General features: G+C 75.0%; 13 protein-coding genes. 1 reads left to right on the top strand and 12 read right to left on the bottom strand.

Annotation, left to right across the window (positions count from 1 at the left end):
• Window positions 1–28: 28 nt before the first annotated feature.
• From gnd to AC5K6T_RS09330, 12 genes are all read right to left on the bottom strand, one after another.
• The gene (gnd, locus tag AC5K6T_RS09385; RefSeq protein WP_493207501.1) at window positions 29–1,060 is read right to left on the bottom strand and encodes a phosphogluconate dehydrogenase (NAD(+)-dependent, decarboxylating); all 1,032 of its coding nucleotides are present in this window, start codon (window positions 1,058–1,060) and stop codon (window positions 29–31) included.
• 70 nt (window positions 1,061–1,130) lie between these two features.
• Window positions 1,131–3,245 carry a transketolase gene (gene tkt, locus AC5K6T_RS09380; protein ID WP_493207500.1) on the bottom strand — a complete coding sequence of 705 codons (2,115 nt, stop codon included), beginning with the start codon at window positions 3,243–3,245 and terminating at the stop codon, window positions 1,131–1,133.
• A gap of 344 nt (window positions 3,246–3,589) precedes the next feature.
• The gene (locus tag AC5K6T_RS09375) at window positions 3,590–4,426 is read right to left on the bottom strand and encodes a universal stress protein (RefSeq protein WP_493207499.1); all 837 of its coding nucleotides are present in this window, start codon (window positions 4,424–4,426) and stop codon (window positions 3,590–3,592) included.
• Window positions 4,427–4,714: 288 nt separating this feature from the next.
• The gene (locus tag AC5K6T_RS09370) at window positions 4,715–12,043 is read right to left on the bottom strand and encodes a LamG domain-containing protein (RefSeq protein WP_493207498.1); all 7,329 of its coding nucleotides are present in this window, start codon (window positions 12,041–12,043) and stop codon (window positions 4,715–4,717) included.
• A gap of 594 nt (window positions 12,044–12,637) precedes the next feature.
• Window positions 12,638–14,059, bottom strand: a complete 1,422-nt coding sequence (locus AC5K6T_RS09365) for an NADH-quinone oxidoreductase subunit N (protein WP_493207497.1) — start codon at window positions 14,057–14,059, stop codon at window positions 12,638–12,640.
• Window positions 14,056–15,561 (bottom strand): complex I subunit 4 family protein, encoded by a 1,506-nt coding sequence (locus AC5K6T_RS09360; protein ID WP_493207496.1) that lies wholly within the window; start codon window positions 15,559–15,561, stop codon window positions 14,056–14,058. The genes AC5K6T_RS09365 and AC5K6T_RS09360 overlap by 4 nt, the downstream gene beginning before the upstream one ends.
• A 5-nt stretch (window positions 15,562–15,566) precedes the next feature.
• Window positions 15,567–17,438: a proton-conducting transporter transmembrane domain-containing protein gene (locus AC5K6T_RS09355; RefSeq protein WP_493207495.1), complete on the bottom strand. Its 1,872-nt coding sequence runs from the start codon at window positions 17,436–17,438 to the stop codon at window positions 15,567–15,569.
• Window positions 17,435–17,740, bottom strand: a complete 306-nt coding sequence (locus tag AC5K6T_RS09350) for an NADH-quinone oxidoreductase subunit NuoK (RefSeq protein ID WP_493207494.1) — start codon at window positions 17,738–17,740, stop codon at window positions 17,435–17,437. Before AC5K6T_RS09350 ends, AC5K6T_RS09355 begins: the two co-directional genes overlap by 4 nt.
• Window positions 17,737–18,300, bottom strand: coding sequence for an NADH-quinone oxidoreductase subunit J family protein (locus tag AC5K6T_RS09345; RefSeq protein ID WP_493209249.1), 564 nt, complete (start codon window positions 18,298–18,300; stop codon window positions 17,737–17,739). Before AC5K6T_RS09345 ends, AC5K6T_RS09350 begins: the two co-directional genes overlap by 4 nt.
• A 73-nt stretch (window positions 18,301–18,373) precedes the next feature.
• The gene (locus AC5K6T_RS09340; protein WP_493207493.1) at window positions 18,374–19,303 is read right to left on the bottom strand and encodes an NADH-quinone oxidoreductase subunit H; all 930 of its coding nucleotides are present in this window, start codon (window positions 19,301–19,303) and stop codon (window positions 18,374–18,376) included.
• The gene (locus tag AC5K6T_RS09335) at window positions 19,296–20,690 is read right to left on the bottom strand and encodes a hypothetical protein (RefSeq protein ID WP_493207492.1); all 1,395 of its coding nucleotides are present in this window, start codon (window positions 20,688–20,690) and stop codon (window positions 19,296–19,298) included. The genes AC5K6T_RS09340 and AC5K6T_RS09335 overlap by 8 nt, the downstream gene beginning before the upstream one ends.
• Complete coding sequence (locus AC5K6T_RS09330; protein ID WP_493207491.1) at window positions 20,681–21,031, bottom strand: NADH-quinone oxidoreductase subunit A; 351 nt, start codon at window positions 21,029–21,031, stop codon at window positions 20,681–20,683. The genes AC5K6T_RS09335 and AC5K6T_RS09330 overlap by 10 nt, the downstream gene beginning before the upstream one ends.
• 851 nt (window positions 21,032–21,882) lie before the next feature.
• Between AC5K6T_RS09330 and AC5K6T_RS09325 the strand changes: the two genes are divergently transcribed.
• Window positions 21,883–22,209 carry a rhodanese-like domain-containing protein gene (locus AC5K6T_RS09325; protein WP_493207490.1) on the top strand — a complete coding sequence of 109 codons (327 nt, stop codon included), beginning with the start codon at window positions 21,883–21,885 and terminating at the stop codon, window positions 22,207–22,209.
• Window positions 22,210–22,258: the final 49 nt, after the last annotated feature.

The following is a 22,258-nucleotide window of genomic DNA, read 5'->3' as shown; positions in this document are numbered from 1 at the left end:
CCGTCGTCGACGTCGGCCGGGGCACCGTTCAGCCCGCCTTCTCGGCGTGGCCGCCGAACTCGCCGCGCATCGCGGACAGCAGTTTGCCGGTGAACTCGCCCAGCCCGCGCGAGGCGAACCGCTCGTACAGCGCTGCGGTGATCACCGGTGCGGGCACGCTCTCGTCGACCGCCGCCAGCACCGTCCAGCGGCCCTCCCCGGAGTCGGACACCCGGCCGGCGAAGCCGTCGAGTCCGGGGGACCGGGCCAGCGCGTCGGCGACCAGGTCGACCAGCCAGGAGCCGACGACCGAGCCGCGCCGCCACACCTCGGCGACCTCGGCCACGTCGATCTCGTAGGCGTAGGCACCGGGGTCGCGCAGCGGGGCCGTCTCCGCGTCGACCGTCCGCCCGCGCAGCCCGGCGTCGGCGTGTCTGATGATGCTCAGGCCCTCGGCGATGGCGGCCATCATCCCGTACTCGACGCCGTTGTGGACCATCTTCACGAAGTGGCCGGCGCCGCTGGGCCCGCAGTGCAGATAGCCCTCGGGTGCGGTGCCGGTGGTCGCGGTCCGGCCCGGGGTGGGCTCCGCGCCGCCGGCTCCCGGGGCGATGGTGCGCAGCAGCGGGTCGAGGCGCCGGACCGCGCCCTCGTCGCCGCCGACCATCAGGCAGTAGCCGCGCTCCAGGCCCCACACGCCTCCGGAGGTGCCGCAGTCGACGTAGTGCACGCCCTGCGGGGCGAGTTGACGCGAGCGGGCGATGTCGTCGCGGTAGTAGGAGTTGCCTCCGTCGATCACGGCGTCGTCGGCGGCGAGCAGGCCGGCCAGTTCGTCGACCGTCCGCTGGACGACGCCCGCGGGCAGCATCAGCCAGATGTTCCGCGGCCGGTCGAGCCGGCCCACGAAGTCCTGCAGGGAGGACGCCCCGACGGCGCCCTCCTGCTCCAGCCTGCCGACGGCGTCGGTGTCGAGGTCGTACACCACGCAGGTGTGGCCGTCGCGCATGAGGCGGCGCACCAGGTTGGCGCCCATGCGTCCGAGCCCGACCATGCCGAGTTGCATGGGGGTGTTGGTGGTCACGGTGTGCCTCCCCGTCGCTTCATGGTGGCGTTCCTCCGTACGCTCTGCGCTGTGCGCCGGGCGGGTGCGGTCAGGCGGCGGACCGGGGGCGCCGGCCGGCCGCGAGCACCTCGCGCGCGACCTGGGCGACCCGCTCCGGGGTGAACCCGAACTTCGTGGTCAGGCTCTTCAGCGGGGCCGAGGCGCCGTAGGTGTGCATGCCGACGACCGCTCCCCGGTCGCCGACGTAGCGGTCCCAGCCGAAGGTCGACGCCTGTTCCACCCCGACGCGGGCGGTGACGTCCGGCGGCAGCACCGCGTCGCGGTACTCCCGCGGCTGCCGGTCGAACAGTTCCCAGCACGGCATGCTCACCACGCGGGCGGCGACGCCGTCGGCGGCGAGTTCCTCCCGGGCCGACAGGGCGAGGGCCACCTCGGATCCGGTGGCCAGCAGCAGGACCTGCGGCGGGCCGTCGGGCGGGTCGGCGAGCACGTAGGCGCCGCGGGCCACGCCGGAGGCCGGTGCCAGGACGGTCCGGTCGAGGGTGGGCAGGGCCTGCCGGGAGAGCACCAGGGCGGCCGGCTCGTGGCGCAGTGCGGCCACCGCCCGCCAGGTCTCCACCACCTCGGTCGCGTCGGCCGGGCGGAAGACCAGCAGACCGGGCATGGCCCGCAGTCCGGCGAGCTGTTCGACGGGCTGGTGGGTGGGGCCGTCCTCGCCCACCCCGATGGAGTCGTGCGTGAAGATGTGCACCACCGGGATCTCCATCAGGGCGGACAGCCGGATGGCCGCCTTGGCGTAGTCCGAGAAGATGAGGAAGCCCGACCAGTAGGGCCGCAGTTTGGTCAGCGCCATGCCGTTGGCGATCGCCGCGGAGGCGTGTTCGCGCACCCCGAGGTGCAGGTTGCGTCCGCCCGGCTCGTCCGGACGGCAGTCCCCCGCCCCGTCGAAGGTCAGCCGCGTCTTGGTGGACGGCGACAGGTCGGCGGAGCCGCCGAGCAGCCAGGGCACGCGTTCGGCCAGCGCGTTGAGGACACGGCCCGAGGAGTCCCGGCTCGCCAGGCCCCCGGTGTCCGGGGGGAACTCGGGCAGGGCCGCCTCCCAGCCCTCGGGCAGGTCCCGGCGCTGCATGCGGACGACCTCGTCGGCGTACGACGGCCAGGCCTCGCGGTAGGCCGCGAAGGTCTCCTCCCAGGCCGTGCGCAGCCGCTGTCCGCGGGCCCCGATGCCGCGGGCGAAGTCCTCGCGGACCACGTCGGGGACCAGGAACCGCTCGTCGGGCGGCAGGCCGAGGAAGCGCTTGGTGCTACGGACCCCCTCCTCGCCGAACGGGGCGCCGTGCGCGCGGGGCGAGTCCTCCACCGGTGAGCCGTAGCCGATGTGACTGTGCACCACCACCAGGGTGGGCCGCTCGGTCTCGGCGCGGAAGGTGTGGAAGGCGCGGGACACCGCGTCCAGGTCGTTGGCGTCGGCGACGGTGGTGACGTTCCAGCCGTAGGCGAGGAACCGGGCCGCCACGTCCTCGGTGAAGGCGATGTCGGTGTGCCCCTCGATGGTGACCCGGTTGGAGTCGTAGATCCAGCACAGGTTCGCCAGTCCCTGGTGCGCGGCGAGGGAGGCCGCCTCGGAGGCGACGCCCTCCATCATGCAGCCGTCCCCGGCGAGCGCGTAGACGTCGAAGTCGAACAGGTCGAAGCCGTCCCGGTTGTACCGGGCGGCCAGCCAGCGGCCGGCCAGCGCCATGCCGACCGAGGTGGCGACGCCCTGGCCGAGCGGGCCGGTGGTCGTCTCCACGCCGCTGGTCCACCGGTATTCGGGGTGGCCGGGGCAGCGGGAGTCGAGCTGCCGGAAGCTCCTGAGGTCGTCGAGGGTGACCGAGGGGCGTCCGAGCACCTCGTAGTCCGGGTCCACCGCCCGCACGCCCGACAGGTGCAGCAGCGACCACAGGAGCGCGGAGGCGTGTCCCTCGGAGAGGACGAAGCGGTCCCGGTTGGGCCAGACGGGGTTCTGCGGGTCGAAGCGCAGGAACCTCTGCCACAGGGTGTACGCCACGGGGGCGATGCCCATGGGGGTGCCGGGGTGTCCCGACTCCGCCTGCTGGACGGCGTCCATGCACAGGCCGCGAATGGTGTTCACCGACAGCGTGTCCTGACCGGTCATGGGCAGCGGTCCGATCTCTTCGAGACTCCTGCCCTCCCAGTACACGCCAGATCCCCGGCGGCCGCATGCCCGCACCGCTCGCCCGGGGCACGCTGGCCGGCGCCCGGGCAGGCCGGGCAGGCCCGGCAGGGCAGGCGTACGGACGGCGTCGGACGGCGTCGGACGGCGTCGGACGGACCGTCCGGCACACGGCACACGGCAACGCCGCCGTCCGGACCGCCCGGTGCACGGCAGGTGCCGGGACCCGCCCGGCCGACGGCGGCCCCCGTGGGGACCGGCCGGGTCTGCAGGGCGCCGCCGGCCGGGTGGCCCGGCGGGTGGCCGGGCGGGTGGCCCGGCGGGCCGACGACCGGGCCGCCGGATGTCCGCATCCTGCCCGGCCGGGCAGGTCAGGCGTGCGGGACGACGGCGACCGGGCAGGCGGCGTGGTGGATCACCGCGTGGGCGACCGCCCCGAGGTGGCCGCCGTGCGGGGACCGGCGCCGGCCCACGGCCACGATCCCGGCTCCGGCCGCGGCCTCGATGAGCCGCTCGGCCGCCCACCCGGTGGCGGCCTCCTCCTCCACGTCCACCTGCGGGAACCGCTCGCGGTAGGGGCGCACCACCTCGGCGAGCGCCTGCCTGGCCGCGTCCGTGCTCCGCTCCGCGTGCGGGTGCAGGGCGTGGTGCACGGGCGTCAGGTGCCAGGTGTGGACGACGTGGACGGGCACGGAGCGGCGCGCGGCGAAGTCGAAGGCGAAGCCCAGCAGTTCCTCGCCGGTGGAGCGGATGTCCAGGCCCACGACGACGCGGCCGTCCCCGTCCCGGCCGGTCCCGCGGGCCAGGACGACCGGGCTGTGCGCCTCGGCGGCGACCTCCTGGCCCACGGAGCCGGCCGTGAAGCCCACGGCGGCGCCGAAGCCGTGCGAGCCGAGCACCACGAGGTCGGCGTCGGCGGAGGCGGACACGAGCACGGTGGCCGGCGCGTCCTCGACCTCCTCGCCGCTGGTGGTGAGGCCGCCGTGCCGGGACCGGGCCCGGTCCGTCATGGCGTCGAGCAGGGTCTGCGCGCGTTCGGCCTGGACGTCCCGGGCCGGGCGGACCGCCACGAGGGCGTGTTCCTGCCAGAGCGAGGCGTTCACCAGGCGCAGTTCGGCGCCCCGTAGCGCGGCTTCGTCCGCGGCCCAGTCCACCGCCGCCGCGCTCTCCTCGGAGCCGTCCACTCCCACCGCGATGCGTCCCGACATGCCTGCCTCTCCTCGTGTAGGGGTCGCGCCCCGACGGCCGCCTCGCCCTCTGGCCCGGTGAGGCCGGTCGGAGGAGCCCTGACGCATGACAAATCATGCTATTCCGGCCGTAACGAGTGAGGCATCTCGGACCGGTGTGGCTCCACGAGGCCACGCGGCGGAGTGAGCGGGCGGCCCATTGCCTTCTTCGTGGAGCCCGGTTCCCCTCCGCCGGGCGGCGACCGGCGGTCCCGGCCGGCCTCCCGGCGCCGCGCCGCAGTGGGCGCGCGGCGCCGGGCGGCCGCTCCGTCAGGTGAGGGTGAGGACGAGCGGGCCGGCGAGGGGCGTGTACCCGTCGTCGTGGAGGTACCAGGCGCGGTAGCCGCCGGGGGCGAGGCCGCCTCCTGCGGTGAGGTCGAGACGGCCGTCGGCGTCCGGGGCGTACTCCCACGCGGCTGCCTCGCCGCTGCCCGGGGCGGTGCCGTCCCGGTAGAGGCCGATCCAGTTCCTGGCGGCGAGGGTGGCGGCCGGCGTGGAGTAACGCAGGGTGATGGTTTGGCCGGCGGCGACGGTGGGGGTGGTCGTGGTCAGGGTGCTGACCGGGGCGGGTTCCGGGGGCGGCGCCGGGACCGCGCCGGCCGGGACGAGCGCCGCTGCGGCGTCGGCGGGGAGGTTGTAGTAGGCGGTGACGCGTTCGGTGATGGAGTCGGTGTACGGGGCCAGGGCCGGGAACCGGGTGGCGATGGTGGTCCTGGCGGCGGCGACGAGTGCGGCGCGGTCCGCGGTGGCGCCGGCCAGATGCGGTTCGAGCTGCTTCATCAGGTGGTAGTCGCTGGTGATGCCGAGCGTTCCCATGGCTCTGGCCAGGGACGGGGTCGTGGTGGCGGTGTCCTGCACACGGCTGACGAAGGTGACGCGGTGCAGGACGCGCCAGCACGGGGGCTTGCGGTCGCCCTGCCGGGTCTGCCGCAGGGCGCGGGCGTCCGGGCCGGTGCTGCGGTCGAGCCACTCGGGGTCGACGACCTTGCCGTAGAAGTCCTCGTAGTTGTCGGTGGAGCTGTCGAGGTAGAAGGTCATGAACCGGTAGGCGTCGACGCGGCCGGGCACCAGGACGGGATTGCGGGCGATGTCGAAGACGGGCTTGTCACCTTCGCGCTTCTGCAGATCGCGGCCGGGTTCGGCGCTGACCTCCAGACTGAACGTGCGCCTGGCCTCCTTGGTCCTGCTCCGGGTCACGGCGTAGCCGCCGCCGAGCGAGACGCTGCCGGAGATGTTGACGCCGACCGGGCCCGCCTCGATGTTGGCGTAGCCGCCGACGGTGACGCTGCCGCTGACCGAGTAGTCACCGGTGGTGACCTGGGTGACCTGGTCGGTGGTGGACATCGTCTCGGAGAACAGGCCGCCCGCCGCGGTCCACACGTAGGTGTTGGCCATGTGACGGCGGGAGGCGCCGGACGCGGCCCTGCGGACGTCGGCCGGGTCCGGCCGGTCCGCGGCGAGGCCGGTGCCGACGCCGCCCATCATGCCGCCGAGGACCCGGTCGGCCTGGTCCCGGACGGGGTTGTGCGCCGCGAACGTGGCGCTCTCGGTGGACACCGATTCGTAGAAGCTCTGCAGTTGCTGCTCCTCGCGCTGGATGCGCCGTTTGATGGCGTAGGCCTCCCGGGGCCGGTAGTAGCTGTACTCACCGCCGTCCCCGGCGTGCGGGAACGCCGGGTCGGGGAAGGGCTGCAGCGCGCCGGACGTGCCCGTGGGGGCGAAGCCGATCACGCCGTCGAGGGTGCCCTGCTTGGTGTAGCGGGGGTTGATGGGGAACGCGATGACGTTCCAGTCCCGGGGGACGTCGGCGTTGGGGATCATCCGGTAGGCGACCAGGACGCCGCTGTGGGCCAGGCGCAGCGCGTACAGGTCGGCGGTCGCGGACTGGACGATCGCGAAGCCGGTGTTGGCGGGTACCCAGCGCCGGCCGGTGCCGGGGCTGACCTGACCGGTCTCCGCGTCCTCCTCCCACTGGCCGGTCAGCACCACACCGCTGGTGCGGGTGGTCTCGCTGCTCTGCGACACCCCGAGGTTGGTGGCCCAGCCGTTGGAGAACTTGACCTGCGCCTCGACCGTCATCCCCACCTTGGCCTTGACGGCGGCCTTGGCCGTGCCGACGCCGAGGGGGGCGGCGACGATCGAGGTGTCGTCGTTCACCGAGAAGTCCACCTTGGCGGTTCCGGACGCGTCCAGGCTCCGCCTCTCGTCGTTGGAGATGGTGTTGCTGACGGAGTCGGCCTGGACGAAGGACACGGACGCCTTCTCCGCGTAGCTGTCCGCGGTGCCCCAGACCATGTTCTCCGACGGCATCGGCGGGGCGCCCTCCAGGTAGCCGATCAGCTGGGGGTCGAACTGCGCCTGCCCGACCCAGGTGGTCGTCAGCTCACCGGTCTTGAACCCGGTGAGCAGTTCCCACCGGCCGTGCCGCACGAAGGCGTACGCGCGCTTCATGACGCCGAAGGCGCGGCCGTCGGCGTCGGCCTGCAGATCGCCGTACTCGGACGCGGCGGGGGTGGCGTCGACCCTGGCGTTGAAGGTGCTGCCGACCCCGGTCAGCGCGGAGCGCACCTCTGCGGCGTCGGCGGAGATCGGCGCGCCGGAGATCGTGTTGCGGGGCGCGTCGGGCGAGGGCCGCAGATCGTTGCCGCGCGGCCCGAAGTCCCTGACCGTGGCGCCCTCCTGGGTGGAGGCGCCGTCGAAGGGGAAGTAGGCGACCAGGTCCTTCGCCTCACCGCGCAGCCGGGCGAACATGTTGTCCAGGATCTGCTCGCGCGTACGGCAGGACCGCCAGATCCGCACCTCGTCCACGGTCCCGGTGTAGCCGTCGGTCAGCGCCCCGGCGTGCCACCGGCCCCCCAGGGTGGCGTGCGCCTCGCCGGTGTACGACGGCTGGGCGTGGACGGGGGCGGTGGACGCGGGCTGCGGGGTGCCGTCGGTGTAGAAGGTGACCAGGTTGCCTTCCGGGTCGGGGGTGGGCACGCGCCGGGCGCCGCGCACCTTCGCGGGGAAGGTGTCGCAGGCGTCCGCGGTGACGGCGCCCTCCTTCTCGGGGAAGGCCCACCACGCCGTGAGCCCCGGCGCCTTGGGGGTGACCGCGGCGTGGAGCTGCTTCTCGTCGCGGGCGACGCTCCAGATCCGCACCTCGGTCAGCAGGCCGCGCAGGTGATGCGCGGTCCGGCCCCGGCGGTTCCGGCCCAGGTCGCAGTTCTCGTCGTTGCCCACCGGCGCGGCCCCCTCGAACACGTACGGCTGCGGCCCCACCGGGGCGCCGTCGACGTAGAGGCGGACAGCCACACCGCCCCGGGCGTTGTGGCCTCCCTTGCGGGTGACCGCGACCCGGGTGAACACGCCCGCCTTCAGCTTCGTCCCCGAGCGGACGGTGACCAGGCCGTCCTTGCCCCCGCCGCCCTTCTCGAACGAGAAGGCGAGCTGGCCGTCGGCCTCCACGGACAGCGCGTAGGGCACCGACGTGCCCGCCGCTCCGCCTTCCAGTACGCCCTTGCCCACCAGGCCGTGCACGACGCCGAGGGTGTCCAGGCACACGCCGGCCTCGATGGTCAGGTCGCCGAGCAGGTTCAGCCCGTCGGGTCCGCCCGCGTCCAGGTGGCCGCCGCCGTCCATGGCCATCGCCCAGTGCTGCCTGAAGGCCAGCGCGATGTGGCTCCAGTCGCCCAGCGGGACGCCCTCCGCGAGGGTGAAGGTCTGCGAACCGACCGTGGCCACGGGCGCGTAGCCGTCCAGCGGGGAGATGGCACGCCGGTAGGGGCCGACCAGGGTCCCGTCGTGCCCGTGGCCCGACCGGTCGGCGGTCGACCCGTTGCTGAACTGCCAGTAGGCCAGCAGGCCGTCCTCCCGGCCGCGCAGCCGCCTGAGCATCGACTCGCCGATCTGTTCCGCGGTGCGCGCTCCGGTCCACACCCGCACTTCGTCGAGGCAGACCCGTGAGCCGACGCCGCCGCCCTGGGCCCGGCGGCCGAGCCTGAGCGTGGGGGTGTCGGCCGCGCCGGCGAAGCTCATACCACCGAAGGTGCCCGCCGCGACCGCATCGCCGGTTTCGGAGGTGCAGGCCAGCTCGACGCCGTCCCGGTACACGCGGCGGGTCCCGGCGGTGGCGTCGTGGACCACCGCCCAGTGGTGCCACTCCTGGGCGGGGACCGTGGCGGTCGTGACCGCCCAGGTCAGCTCCGCCTGGCCGGGGCTGCCGAAGTCGCCGCCGAAGCAGAGGCGGTCGGTCCGGTCGATGCCGACGACCAGGCCGGCCCCCATGGTCAGCAGAGGGTCGTCGCGGCCGGCGGCCTGCCGGTAGGCCCACATCTCGATGGTGAAGCCGGTCCCGGTCAGTGAGAGCCGGTCGCCGCACTCGACCTCGCCGTCCTCCTCCAGCGCGAGTCCGCTGAGCACCGGGACGCCGCGCAGGGCGAGGCCGTAGGGCGTGGCCGGCCCGGCGGCGTGCAGCACGGTGCCGGCCGCGGCGGCGGGGTTGAGCCACGCCTCCAGCGTCAGGTCGCCGCCGGTGGCGAAGTCCGCGCCGTCGGCGGCGGCGAGGTACCGGGTGGTGCCGTCGAAGACCGGAGCGCGGCCGGGGGCGTGGCCGCGCCAGTGGGGCCCGACCCCGTCGCCGGCGTCCTGCGCGACGCCGTCGGGGACGGCCGTGGTGGCGGCGCCCACCCGGGTGACCGCGACGATCTGCGATCCCGAGGACAGTTCGACGCCCGGGACGCTGCCGACGGCCTCGGCGTAGTCGTAGGGCACCGTGGTCACCTGCGAACCGGTTGCCGCGGTGACCGTCTCACCGGCGACCGTGAAGGTGGTCGCGCCGGCCGGCGCCGCGGCGTCGGCCTCCCGCACCCGGCCGCCGACCAGGACCCGGCTGCCGGCCGCCAGCGGTTCGGGGAGCGGCGCGGCGAGCTCGACGAGCCGGTCCTTGACCGACAGCACGGTGCCCAGCAGAGCGCCGGGCGGCAGGCTGCCGTTGAGGACCGCGGCCACGGAGGCGGCGGCGCGGGGTACCCGCGCATACGTCTCGGTGCGCGAACCGCAGGTCACGGTCACCGTGCAGTGGTCCGCGGCCGCGGCGGAGCCGGGCTCGCGGGCGACGTCCGCGGAGATCCCTACCGAGAAGTCCTGCACGCGGACGGCGGTGTCCCGGGCGACGAACTCCAGCCTGTCACCGCCCAGGTCGAGGCTCCGGGTCGCACGGGTGACGAGTGTGGAGTAGTACGCGGAGAAGAGCTGCCCGGCCGCCCCGCGGAAGTACAGCACCACGTCGCCGGTCGCTCCGTCCAGCACGAACGGCGCGTTCTCGGTCCAGGCGAACGCCAGCAGCGCGCCGTAGGCGGTCAGCCCCTGCCGGTCCGTCGAGACCAGCGGCATCGCCACCACGGTGTCGCCGCCGCCGCGGGTACCGCCCGACAGCGTCATCAGCGCGTCCTCCGCGGCGTCCACGGCGGCCTGACGCGCACCCAGCCGCCGCTGTGCGGCCTCCTGTTCCTGAAGCCGCTCACGCAGGCGGAAGAACATCACGTAGGTCGGACCGAACCACTGCTCGTAGGTGTCGATGCTCGCCTGGGTCTGCGGGATCTGGGCGGCGAGCCGGCGGTCCGCGTCCAGGGCCGCCTGGGCGGCGTCCAGCGTCGCCTGCGCGGCGGCGACCGCGGCCGGATCGCCCACCACGCCGGGTCTGCCCGCCTCGGCGAGGGAGATGACGGACGGGACCGTCGCGAGCCGGCCGTCCCGGGCGACCGCCAGGTCCACCGCCGCGATGTAGCTGCGGTCCGCCGAGCCGCCCGCCGGCGCGGGGCCTGAGGTCCCGCACGCCAGCAGCAGCCGGGTCTGCCGCTTCTCGTGCCCCACGGCCGCGCCGTACCCGGACGTGGCGGGCTCCTGCTGGGAGTACACGGCCGCGGCCAGCCCGGTGGACACGGTGCGGCCGTCGAACCCGAACACGTCCCGCGACAGACCCGGTCCGTCACCGGCCGGCGCGTCCGAGGCCACCCACACCGGACCGTTGTGCGCCGTGCCGTCGCGCAGCGCCCGGGTGTGGTCGCCCACCGCCGTGCCGGCTCCCTCGTCGAAGCGGCAGTAGAGCGCCAGCCCCGGTTCGATTCCCGAGAGCCGCAGCCCGCGGTCGCCGAACTCGGCCTCGGTGCGGGCCCGTTCCCAGATCCTCACCTCGTCGACGTCGCCCGTGAACCCCGCCTGCGGCGCACCCGACACCAGTCTCGCGCCCACGCTCGCCGCCGACCACGCGTCGGGGACCGCGGTCACCGCCCGCGTGCCCGTCCGCACGCCGCCCACGTGGACGGTCGCGTTGACGCCGTCGAACACCGCCGCCACATGGGTGTACGTCCCCAGCGGAACCCCGGCGTCCGACACCACCCGGGTCCCTCCGAGGTCGGCCACCAGCTTCCGCTCCGCGTCCAGTTCCAGCGAGAACGTGCTGCTCGGCGAGGTCCCGGCGTGGTGCGCCACGATCGTCCCGGACGCGGCGGCGGGACGCACCCACGCCTCCACCGTGTAGCCCGACGGAGCCGCCGGGGAGGGGGCCGCGACGGACGGCAGCAGCACGTGTGCGCCCGTCCCGGGGCCGAACCGCAGTGCGGTGCCGGCCCGGTCGCGCGAGGCCGGCACCGGCACCAGGGGCCGCTTGGTGTGCGGGCAGGTTCCGGGCCCGCGCTCCAGCACGGCCGAGGCGTACCTCGGGTCCGGACTGGTGTACAGCTGCGCGCCGGCCACGTCGAACAGCCCGTCCGCCCCCTGGGCGCAGTTGTACCCCTCCACCCGGCCGGTCGTCCTGTTCGCCGCGAACACCTGCCAGCGGGACCGGCCGGCGACCGCGGTCGGCAGCAGGAGTGCCGTGAACGCGCCGTCCTGGACGGGCGCGACGAACGACAGCTTCGCGGTGGGCTCGAAGAAGGGGTTGCCCTCCATGTCCCGCGTCCCCAGGGTGTCGCTCTCGGACGCGCCCCGCAGTTTCGACCGCGAGCGCTGGTAGCGCACCTCCACCACAGGCTTCAGTACGGACCCCACCAGCACGAACCGGTCGCACAGCAGCGATCCGTCCACCACGGGGACCGCCGTCGCGGCCGTCCCCGAGGACGCCGTGGCCCGGTCTGCGGAGACGACGCCGCCGTCGGCGTGGAACACCGCGTCCTCGTGGCCGGCGTCCACCCCCTGGCGCAGCACCAGGATGTAGCGTCCGTCCGACACGACCTGCAACGGCGCGAGCGCGCTGAGCCGCGCCGTCGTCGACAGGAACGGATCGCGCTCCTCCACCGGCAGCGGCACGCCCGCCGCAGCCTCGGTGCGTCCCCCGTTGCGCACCCGGGGCATCCGCAGCACGCCCGACACGGGGGCGGCGCCCGGGGCCGGCACCTCCACCAGTTCGCCGGGGAACGGCACCGGCGCCGGCTCCTCGTTCCAGTAGCGCGAGTCCAGCGGGCCGCGCTGCGCCGACGCCTGTTCCAGGTCCAGCACCGTGTAGAAGACCCTGCGGCCGGCGTCCATCGCGAACGCCACCGTCGTACCGGAGTGCCGCACCATCGTCGTCGTCACGTATGTGCGGTCGCTGTAGACCCGCGTCAAGTTCTCGTCGTGCACCGTGCCCCCCAGACACCTCGTGCCCGCGTCGTCGCGAGCGCGTGAACGGTTGCGTGCGGGCGGTCCCGCACCGATGCCGTGCGGGCGCGCGGCGCGGACCGGTCTCGCATGGGTCCTGGCAGACGCGACCGGACGCAGGGTGCGGTCCCACCTCGATCGGGAAGGAGAACGAAGAAGGAAGAGAGAAAGAAGAAGAGCGAGGAGAAGCGAGAGGAGAAGAGAGGAAGCGAGGAAGCGAGGAAGCTAGGAAGCTAGGAAGAGAGGACACAGCCGTCGGCTGCCGCACCTGAGCAACGGCGGGAGGAGACCCGGCGCCTCCGAACCCGCGACGGACCCGGCGTCGGCGACGACGGGCAGGACCTTTGCACAGCACAACGGTTGGCTCACGCAGCGTACCAAGACCGCCGGGGCCAGCCGGTCGTTTCATCGGATTCGGGCTCGGCGGCCGGGACGGACCGGCGGGTCCTCACGGCGGGGTGCGTGCGGCGCGTGAGGAGACTCGTCGGTTCCCAGGGCTCTCCCGGCCCCGCGCGCCCTCCGGGGGGTGCCGGAGGGACCCGGCCGCTTCCTCCCGGGGCGGCGCCGCGGGGTGTCTCACCGCAGCAGCGGACCCTCCGCCAGCGCGAGGACCGCCTCCCCGCCGAGGCCGAGCGCCAGGGAGAGCACGGCCGCCGTGTAGGCGGTGGCGGCGGACCAGCGCCCCAGGGCCGCCTGCGCCTGGGCGGGGGCGGCGTCGGCGGTGCGGAACAGGGGGCCGAGCCAGCGGAGGTAGTAGAAGAGGGAGGCGACGGTGTTGGCGACGGCCAGGGCGGCCAGCCAGGTGTAGCCGCCGTCGATGGTCGCGCTGAAGACCTCCAGCTTGCCGAGGAAGACTCCGCTGGGCGGGGTGCCGACCAGACCGAGCAGGCAGACGACGAGGACGGCGGCGAGGCCGGGGCGGCGTCGGGCGAGACCGCGGTGGTCCGACAGCGTCCGGGCCCGGGGGAGTTCGGTCACGACGGCGAAGGCCCCGAGGTTGGTGACCGCGTAGGCGGCCAGGTAGACCAGCAGGCCCCGCTGGGCCAGGCCGGTACGGGTGGCCACGGACAGGGCCATCAGGAGGTAGCCGACCTGGCTGATGGTGGAGTAGGCCAGCAGGCGTGTGACCGAGGTCTGGAAGAACGCCGCCAGGTTCCCCAGGGTCATGGTGACGGCGGCGGTGATCGCCAGCAGCAGCGGCCAGTTGACGTCGCTGCCGGGCAGTGCCTGGTGGACGAGGCGGTAGCCGGCGATCAGGGCGCCGATCTTGGGGAGGGTGGTGACGTAGGCGGCGACGGGCACGGAGGCGCCCTCGGTGACGTCCGGCACCCAGAAGTGGGCCGGTACCGCGCCCGACTTGAACAGCAGGCCCGCGAGGACGCCGATGAGTCCGACCGCGACCAGGCCGTAGGGGGCGGTGGGCAGGGCGGCGCCCAGTGCCCGGTAGCCGGTGGCGCGGCCGGCCCCGTACAGCAGCGCGACGCCGGCCAGCATGGTGGTGCCGAGCAGGGCGCCCATGAGGTAGTACTTCAGGGCGGCTTCGGTGCCCCGGGCGTCCTTGGCGAAGGCGGCCAGCGCGTACGCGGGGATGCCGGCCAGCAGATAGGCGGCGAACAGCGTCAGGAGGTCGTTCGCGCCGACGAGGGCGAGCGTGCCTCCTCCGGTGAGCAGCAGCAGGACCCAGTACTCGGTCTCGCGTCGGTGGTGGCGGACGGTCTCGACGGACATGCCGATGATCAGCAGCAGGGCGACGAGGACGGTGATCCGGCCGGCGTCGGTGGCGGTGTCGACGGCGAACGCGTCCGCGAACACGGTCTGTTCGCGGTCCGTGGCCATGGTGACGGCCGTGGCGGCCAGTCCGGCGACGCAGGCGGCGGCGGCGAGCGCGGCGACGGTCCACTGGCGGCGGCGGGGCAGCCAGGAGCCTGCCAGGAGGCCGGTGACGGCGGCGCCCAGAAGGGCCAGTTCGGGCAGGAGGGCGGTCAGGTTCTGGTTCACCGCGCCACCAGGCCGGTCAGGGTGCGGCCGGCCGGGTCGATGACGTCCAGCAGCCAGCGCGGCGCGACGCCGATGACGAGGGCCACGGCGAGCAGGGCGACGGTGGACAGCGTCTCGCTGGCCCCGAGGTCCGCGATGCCGCCCGCGGGGAGGGTCCGCGGCAGCCGCGGAGCGCCGAGGAACACGCGTCGCAGGGCCGTCAGGAACACGGCGGCGGTGAGGACGATGCCGGTGAGGGCGATGGCGGTGGCGGTCGTCCGGGAGCCCAGGCTGCCGGTGAAGATCTGGAACTCGGCGATGAAGCCGGAGAATCCGGGGATGCCGAGGCTGGCGAACGCGGCGACGGCGGTGACGGCCGCGAACCGCGGGGTGTGGGCGGCCAGGCCGGAGTAGGCGTCCATCGTGTAGGTGCCCCCGCGGTCCCACAGCACTCCGGCGAGCAGGAACAGGGCCGCGGTGATCAGGCCGTGGCTGACCATCTGGGTGACCGCGCCCGTCACCGCGAGGGAGCGGGCCCGGGCGTCGCTCCCGGCGAGCGTCCCGGCGGCGCCGACGGCCAGCACCACATAGCCCATGTGGTTGACCGACGTGTAGGCGATCATGCGTTTGAAGTCCGTCTGCGCCAGCGCCACCAGAGCCCCGTGGACCACGGACGCGGCGCCGACGATCACGATGACCAGCGCGTAGTGGCGCCAGCTGCCCGGCAGCATCGGCATGGCGATGCGCACGAACCCGTAGGTGCCCATCTTCAGCAGGATCCCGGCCAGGATCGCCGAACCGGCGGCAGGGGCTTCGGTGTGGGCCGGGGGCAGCCAGGTGTGGAAGGGCACGGTGGGGGTCTTGACCGCCAGCCCGGCGCCGACGGCGAGCAGCACCAGGCCCGCGTACAGGCCGTGTCCGGACAGCGGGTCGGCACGGGTGAGGTCGACGATGTCGAAGGTGTGCGGGTCCGCGGCCAGGTACAGGCCGATGAAGCCCAGCAGCAGGGCGAGGGAGCCGACGAAGGTGTAGAGGAAGAACTTCAGCGCCGCGGCGCGGGCGCGCTCGCCGTGCCCCCAGCCCGCGATGACGAAGAACATGCCGACGATCGACAGGTCGAAGAACACGAAGAACAGGATCAGGTCGAGGGCGACGAACAGGCCCAGACTGACGGTCTGCAGGAAGAGGAACAGGCAGACGTAGGAGCGCACCCGCCGCCGCTCGCGCAGCGAGTAGACGGCGACGGCCAGGAACAGCAGGGACGTCAGCGCCACCAGGGGCAGGGAGAACCCGTCCACGCCCACGTGGTAGCCGACGCCGGCACTGGGAATCCAGCGCACGCGCTGCTGGTACTGCATCCCGCCGCCGGCGTCGAAGCCCGCCCAGAGCGCGACGACCAGAGCGAGGTCGGCGGCCGCGGCCGCGACCCACACCCGGACGTACACCCGGTCGGGAAGGGTGCGCGGCAGGAGCAGCAGCACCGCGCACGTCAGCAGCGGCAGGAAGGTGACGACGCTCAGCACAGGGTCTACCTCACCAACAGGATGATCAGGACGAGCACGGCGAAGCCCACCGCGGCCTGGGCGTAGTACTGGTGCAGCAGGCCGGTCTGCGGCCGGCGCGCCCAGCGGCCCAGGCTCCGTGCGCCGGCGGCGACCGCGCGGACGGCGCCGTCGACGCCCCGGTCGTCCAGGCGGCGGGCGAGGCGGGCCGTCGCGAGGGCGCCGCGGGCCGTCTGCCGTACGGCGCCGTCGACGACGCGGTCGTCGAAGACCGCCAGCGCCCTGGCCAGCGCCTGCACGGGGCGGACCACGGCGAGTTGCGCGGCCCGCTCCAGTCCGAGCCATGCGTGCGCCCACCGCATCCCGGCGCGCGGTGCGGGCTCCGAGCGGGACACCCACCACCGGGCGAGCCCCGCGGCGGCGAGCGCGACGGCGGCCGACAGGCCGAACTCCCACGGTTCGGGGGTCGGTTCTCCCTCGGCGCCGAGCAGCCGCCTCAGCCAGGACGCCGGGCCGGGCAGGGCGAGCACCCCCAGGACCGCGGCGGCGAGTGTGAGGGTGAGCAGCGGAAGCGGCGTGGTGCGGGCGGTGCGCCGGGTGCCCTGCTGCTCCCTGTCGTAGCCGGACTGCGCGTCCGGCGGGAGGGGGCGGGTGACGTACCAGACGGCCTTGACGCTGTAGACGGCGGCGACGGCCGCCGCCGCCAGGCCCACCGCGTACAGCCCGGTTCCCTCGGCGCGGGCGGCGGCGAGGACCTCGTCCTTGGCCGCCCACAGGGACAGCGGCGGCAGCCCGGCCAGGGTCAGGGCGCAGACGGTGAAGGCCGCGCCGACGAGCCGGTAGGCGCGTGCCGCGCCGCGCAGGGCGGTCAGCCGCTTCGTGCCCAGTGCCGTCAGCCACGCCCCGGCGGCCAGGAACAGTCCCGATTTCGTGGCGGCGTGCGCGACGAGCTGGGTGGTGCCCGCGGCGACGCCGTGGCTGCCCGCGGCCAGCACCATGAAGCCGATCTGCGCGGCGGTGGAGGCGGCGAGGAGTTGCTTGAGGTCGGTCTGGGCCACGGCGACCAGGCCCAGGGCGAGGGCGGTGGCCGCGCCGGTCCAGGCGACCAGCGGTCCGGCCCAGCCGGTCGCCGCCGTCAGCGGGTCGAGCCGCAGGAGCAGGTAGGCGCCGGCGGCGACCATGGTCGCCGAGTGCAGCAGGGCGGACACCGGGCTGGGGCCCTGCATGGCGCGTGACAGCCAGAAGGAGAAGGGCAGTTGCGCCGACTTGCCGAGGGCTGCCGCGACCACGCCCGCGACGACGACGTGCAGCCACGGCGCGGCCGCCGCCGGCAGGGCGTCGAGCCGGAGCGTGCCCACGCCCCCCGCCACGGCGGCACCGGCCGCCAGGTACAGGCCGAGGTCGGCGGTGCGGGTGGCCAGGAACGCGACGTCGGCGGCGGCCGCCCGCTCCGGCTGCCGCCACCAGTAGCCGATGAGGGCCCAGCTGGTGGCGCCCATCAGCTCCCACGCCATCAGCAGCAGCGGCAGCGTGGTCGCCGTGACCGTGACGAGCATGGCACCGGCGAAGAGGAGCATCAGCCCGAAGAACCGTCCCCGGTTCTCCTCGGCCCCCAGTTCCCCCGCCGCGAACACCAGGACGGCGGCGGTGACCGCGGCGACGGTGACGACCATGACCGCGGACAGGCCGTCCACCGCCATTCCCGCCTCGATGCCCGCGAAGAGGGGCGCGCCGGCCGCCGGGCGGGTCACCGCGGCGGCCAGCGCCGCGCCGAGCGTCGCGAGCGCGACCGCCGCACCGGCGGCGGGAACATACGGGTCGATGCGGGTCCCGGCCACCGCGAGCAGGGCCCCTCCGCCGAGCGGCAGGGCGACCAGCAGCCAGAGCAGGGCGCTCATCCCCTCAGGTCCCCGGCCATGTCGGTCATGTCGACCTGCCGGACGCGGTAGAGGGCGGTGGTGACGGCGAAGCCCATCGCCATCTCCACCGCCATCGCCACCACGGCCGCCACGATCACCACCTGTCCGCTGCCGGCCGTCGGCGCCAGGAAGTGCCAGAAGTCCGCGGCGGCGACGACGATCCCGCCGATCATCAGCTCGATGCCCATCATGATCATGACGATGGACTGCTGGGAGAGCGCGCCGAACAGCCCTGTGCTGAACAGTCCCGCCGCGAGGACCAGGAGCAGTTCGAAGGTCACCGGCCCACACCCCCGCGGACCGGGTCCTTCGCGGGCCGCCGACCGAGGTCGTCGCCGAAGCGGTCGTAGCGGCCCCGCCCGGTGGCCAGGACGGTGGCGCCGACCATGGTGGCCAGCAGCACGAAGCCGAGCACGACCATGGTCAGCATCTGGTCCCCCATGAGCGACAGGCCGACCTGGACCGTGCTGTCCCCCGGCCGCGCTGCCGAGCGGTCGGGCCAGGGCACCAGCAGGACCCCGGCGACCAGGGCGGCGAACACCGCGCCGCTGACCGCCAGGGCGCCGCGGGTGTTGTGCCGCATCGACATCGGCATCAGCCCTGCCGGATTCATCATGTAGGCGATCATGAACACGGCCATGATCACCATCTCCATGACCATCATCAGCGCGATCACCACGCCGAGGTACGTCAGCCCGAGCACCGCCACCACCACGCCGGTGCACACCAGGGACCCCAGCAGCGCGAAGGTCACCCGGGCCATCGAGTTCAGGGTGAACACCAGAACACCTCCGGCCAGGGCGAGCACGCCCGCCACCCACAGCAGCACCGTGCTCGTCACGTCCACGGCTCACTCCTCTCCACGGGTCCGGCCCGCCGCGTGGGGCCGGTCCGCCACGTAAGGTCCGGTCCCGTCACGGACCGAGCGCGACCAGGGCCGGCACCAGCGTCTGCAGGACGGACAGGGGGAGCAGCACCACCCAGGCCAGCTCCACGTACCGGTCGGCGCGCAGGACCGGAACCCGGCGCGCCAGCCCCACCAGCAGCCCCAGCACCAGCAGCGTCTTGACCGCCTGCCAGGCCCAGGCCGGCAGCCCCGGACCGGCGCCGCCGCCCAGGAACAGCGGCACCGCCATCGCCGCCCCGGCCGCCAGCCACAGCCACCGGCCGGCCTGCAGCAGCAGCCGGTCCGCTCCCGACGTCTCCCCCAGCACGCCGTCGGCGACGTCCCGCCCGGCCGGGTAGGCGAACGGGCCCAGGAAGCTGAACGCGAGCACTCCCGCCAGGTGGACCAGGAAGGCGAACGGCATCCACACCGCGTACCACAGCCCGTGCTGAGCGGCGACGATGTCGCCCACCCGCAGGGACTGCGCCCCGGTCGCGGCAGAGATCAGCGCGAACATCAGCGGCAGCTCGTACGCCAGGCCCTGGGCCAGGAACCGGTAGCCGCCGATCAGGGAGAACGCCGCGTTCGGGCCCCACCCGGCCAGCCACAGCCCGGCCCAGGTCAGCACCTCCATCGCGTTGAACCACACCACCCCGACCGACGGGTCGGCCACCGCCACGCCCCCGAACGGGATCACCAGCGTGGACAGGACCGCGGCCACCGGCACGGTGGCCGCACCGGCCCGCCACAGAAGCGTGTCGGGGGCCGGCAGCCGCCGCGGCTGCGCCACCAGCGCCCGCGCCACGCCGAGGAACGGCCGCCCCAGAGCGGCGGGGCCGACGGTCCGGCCCGCGTCGCGGGCGTCGAGCACCGCGTCGCCGGCCACCGCCAGGCAGGCCAGGGCGGCCAGCAGTGCGGGCGCCGCCGGCAGGGTCCACCATGCCCCCGCCTCAACCACGGACCACCGCCGTGGCCTGCGCGGCGGTGAACTCGTCGAGGTCCGGGTCGAGGCTGGCCACGACGAGACGGGCCGCGGCCAGCTCCGCTCCCGTCAGCAGACCGGGCAGCAGCGCGAGCAGCGCGGCCGACGGCGGGGCGGTCTCCCGCCAGCGCCCGCGGGGGCTCTCCTCCACGGACGGCCGAAGTGCCGACGCCTCCTCCATCCGCCCCACATCACGCCGGATCTCGGCGATCCACTGCCGGTAGCGGTCGGTCACGTCCCCGGCGGCACGCGCCGCCGGCCCGCTCACGCCCGCCGCGCGTGCGTCCTCGCTGCCCAGCCTGCCGATCCCTCGGGTCACCCAGGCCAGCGTCCGCGACCGGCCGACCCGGTGGGCCCAGCGCTCCAGCCGGGGTGCGACCGCCGTGCCGGGCGCGCCGCCCAGCAGGTCGTCGCGCAGCCGCCCGGCCGCGACCGCCTCGGCGGGCCAGCCGGCCACCGACAGCAGCCGGGTCAGACTGTCCAGATGCGCGGCCGCCCGCCTCCGCGCCGCCTCCCCCGTGCGCACCGGCTCACCCGCCGCCGCGCGCAGCCACGGTTCCGCCCAGAAGGCCACCGGTCCGGCCGGGCCGGGCCGGGCGGGCTCCTCGACCCGCGCCTCCTGCACGACGTCGCCCTGCAGGGTCACCCGGACGGTCAGTCCGGCGGGCCAGTCGGCGAGCAGCGGCCCCAGCGGCACATGCAGCTGATCGAGCGTCAGTCCGTCCCGGTCCCGGCCCTGCCCGGCCTGCGGCAGCCCGCCCGGCATCTCCATGCCGCCGCCCCCGTGGCCGCCGTGCTCCCCCTGCCCGCCGTGGCCGTCCGGGACGCGGTCGCCGCCGGTGCCGCGGTGCTCGTCCTGCGTGCCGGCCCGGCCGGCACCGCGCCGCCCCTCCGCCCCGTGGTGGTGACCACCTGTGCCGTGCCCGCCGCCCGGACCGCCGGCCTCGCCGCCCTTGCGGTCCCGGTCGCCGCCGCCGGAGTTCTCCCGGTGGCGGCCGTGGTCACCGCTCCCGGCCGCGCCCCCGGGGGCTCCGGCCTGAGGGCGCTGTCCGGGGAGCGAGCCGAGCCGGGCCCGTCCGGTCTCCAGCGCGGCCTCGACGTCGGCGGCGCCCGGCGCGTGGACGCGGGCGCGGGGCGCCGGCAGGTCCTGCCAGAGCCGGTCCACCGCCGCGCGCAGGTCCGGGCAGGCGGGACCGGCGACGAGCAGCAGATCCGCCTGGGCCGGAGTGGCGGCCGGTGGCCAGTCCCGCAGCCGCAGCAGACGCTCGGCCTCCAGCCGTGCGGCCGTTCCGCCCGGCAGGGTGGCGAGCAGGACGTGCGGCCTGGCGGCGGCGGCGCGCAGGGCGAGAGCGGTCACGTCCATCGCAGTGCGCCCTCCCGCCAGGCGTGGACGACCCCGGCCAGCAGCACCGCCAGGAAGACGAACATCTCGATCACCGCAGCGGGCCCCATGAGGGAGATCACCCGCGTCCACGGGTACATGAACACCATCTCCATGTCGAAGGCCAGGAACAGCATCGTCACGGTGTACCAGCGCACGTGGAAGCGGCTGACCGCGTGCTCGGCCGGTTCCAGCCCCGACCCGAACGGCGCGGCGGCCACCGGATCGGAGGACAACCGCGCGGCCAGGGCCGCCCCGTGGACGCCGACGACGGCCAGCACGGCCACGCCCAGCAGCGACAGCGCCGCCGTCGTGCCGCTCACCGCGCCCCGCCCTCCCGGCGGCCGGCCGGCGGGCACCGGTGCTCTCGCCCGTCCGGGGGCCCGGGGCGTACCGCGTCGTCCGGGTCGGCGGTGTGCGCGGCCATCTCCGTGTTCCTCTCTGCTGCTGTCCCGAGCCGGTCGCGTACCCCTCGGGGATCTGCTCAACCGGCAGTGGACCGGACGTCCCCTCCGAGGATTTCCGACCGCGGGCCGCGAGGCCGGTGCGGCGCGCCGCACCGGCCGGGGTTTCCGTCCCGCCGCGGGGAACCGACCGCGCGGAGGGTGACGGCGGGCCGGAGCGGGACGGGGTGGAAGCGGACGTCGGCGGCGGCGCCCGACGTCGCCCGGTGCGGCCCGGTGCGGCCCGGTGCCGCGACGGGCCGCCGTCCGCCCCGTCCGGACCCGCGCGGCCCGGGAGCACTCCTCGCACGGGCGCCGAGCGGATGCGCCGGAGCGCGCGACGCGTCGGGGCCGGCGAGGCGCACGACGGACGCCCGGTCGCGCCGCGAGGACGCGGCACCCGGGCGCCCCGCCCTCACGCCCTCGTGCGCCAGGAGAACGGAAACCGGTCCGCCGGGCGCTCGGCGGCGGCCGGTACGTCGATGCCGCCCCGGGCGGCTCCTCGGCGAGCGGGCCGGCCACGGGGACCGGCGCCGGGGCGGCGCCGACGCCATGGCCCCCACCCGCCTCTCCGGCATCCGGCACGGCCGACTGGCCGGCCGGCCGCAGACTCGCGGAGCCGGAGCCCTTCCCCCGAAGCCAATACCCCCAGGGGTATTTGACGCCACCCTCGGAGCCGCCGTACGCTCGCCAGGAGAGATACCCCAGGGGGTAATTGAGGAGGCAACGAAGTGGCTCGTGAAGTGACACCGGAGGCGTTCGCGGCGGCCTGGGCCGACGGCGCACTCGTGGTCGACGTCCGGGAGGCGGACGAGTACGCCGCCGGACACGTACCCGGCGCCCGCCTGATGCCGCTGCACACCGTGCCGGCTCGCTGCGGCGAACTGCCCACCGGCCGACCGGTGTTCGTGATCTGCGCCGGCGGCAACCGCAGCACCGCCGCCGCCGGCTGGATGAACTCCCGCGGCATCGACGCCCGCTCCGTGACCGGCGGCACCGCCGCCTGGGCCCGCGCCGGACGTCCGGTCACGGCCGGCTCGCACGAGCACGCCGCCTGACCCCGGCCCGCCCCCCCCCCGCACAACGGCCAGCCGGAAAGGAGCCCCG

The sequence above is a fragment of the Streptomyces sp. B8-7 genome, from assembly GCF_058833805.1.
Note: the sequence above shows the minus strand (reverse complement) of the source record. Positions and strands in the feature narration are given on the sequence as shown.

Coding starts and splice junctions, on each gene's coding strand:
- AC5K6T_RS09335 (WP_493207492.1), bottom strand. CDS start 20,690: ATGGACGTGACCGCTCTCGCCCTGCGCGCCGCCGCCGCCAGGCCGCAC.
- AC5K6T_RS09355 (WP_493207495.1), bottom strand. CDS start 17,438: ATGAGCGCCCTGCTCTGGCTGCTGGTCGCCCTGCCGCTCGGCGGAGGG.
- AC5K6T_RS09375 (WP_493207499.1), bottom strand. CDS start 4,426: ATGTCGGGACGCATCGCGGTGGGAGTGGACGGCTCCGAGGAGAGCGCG.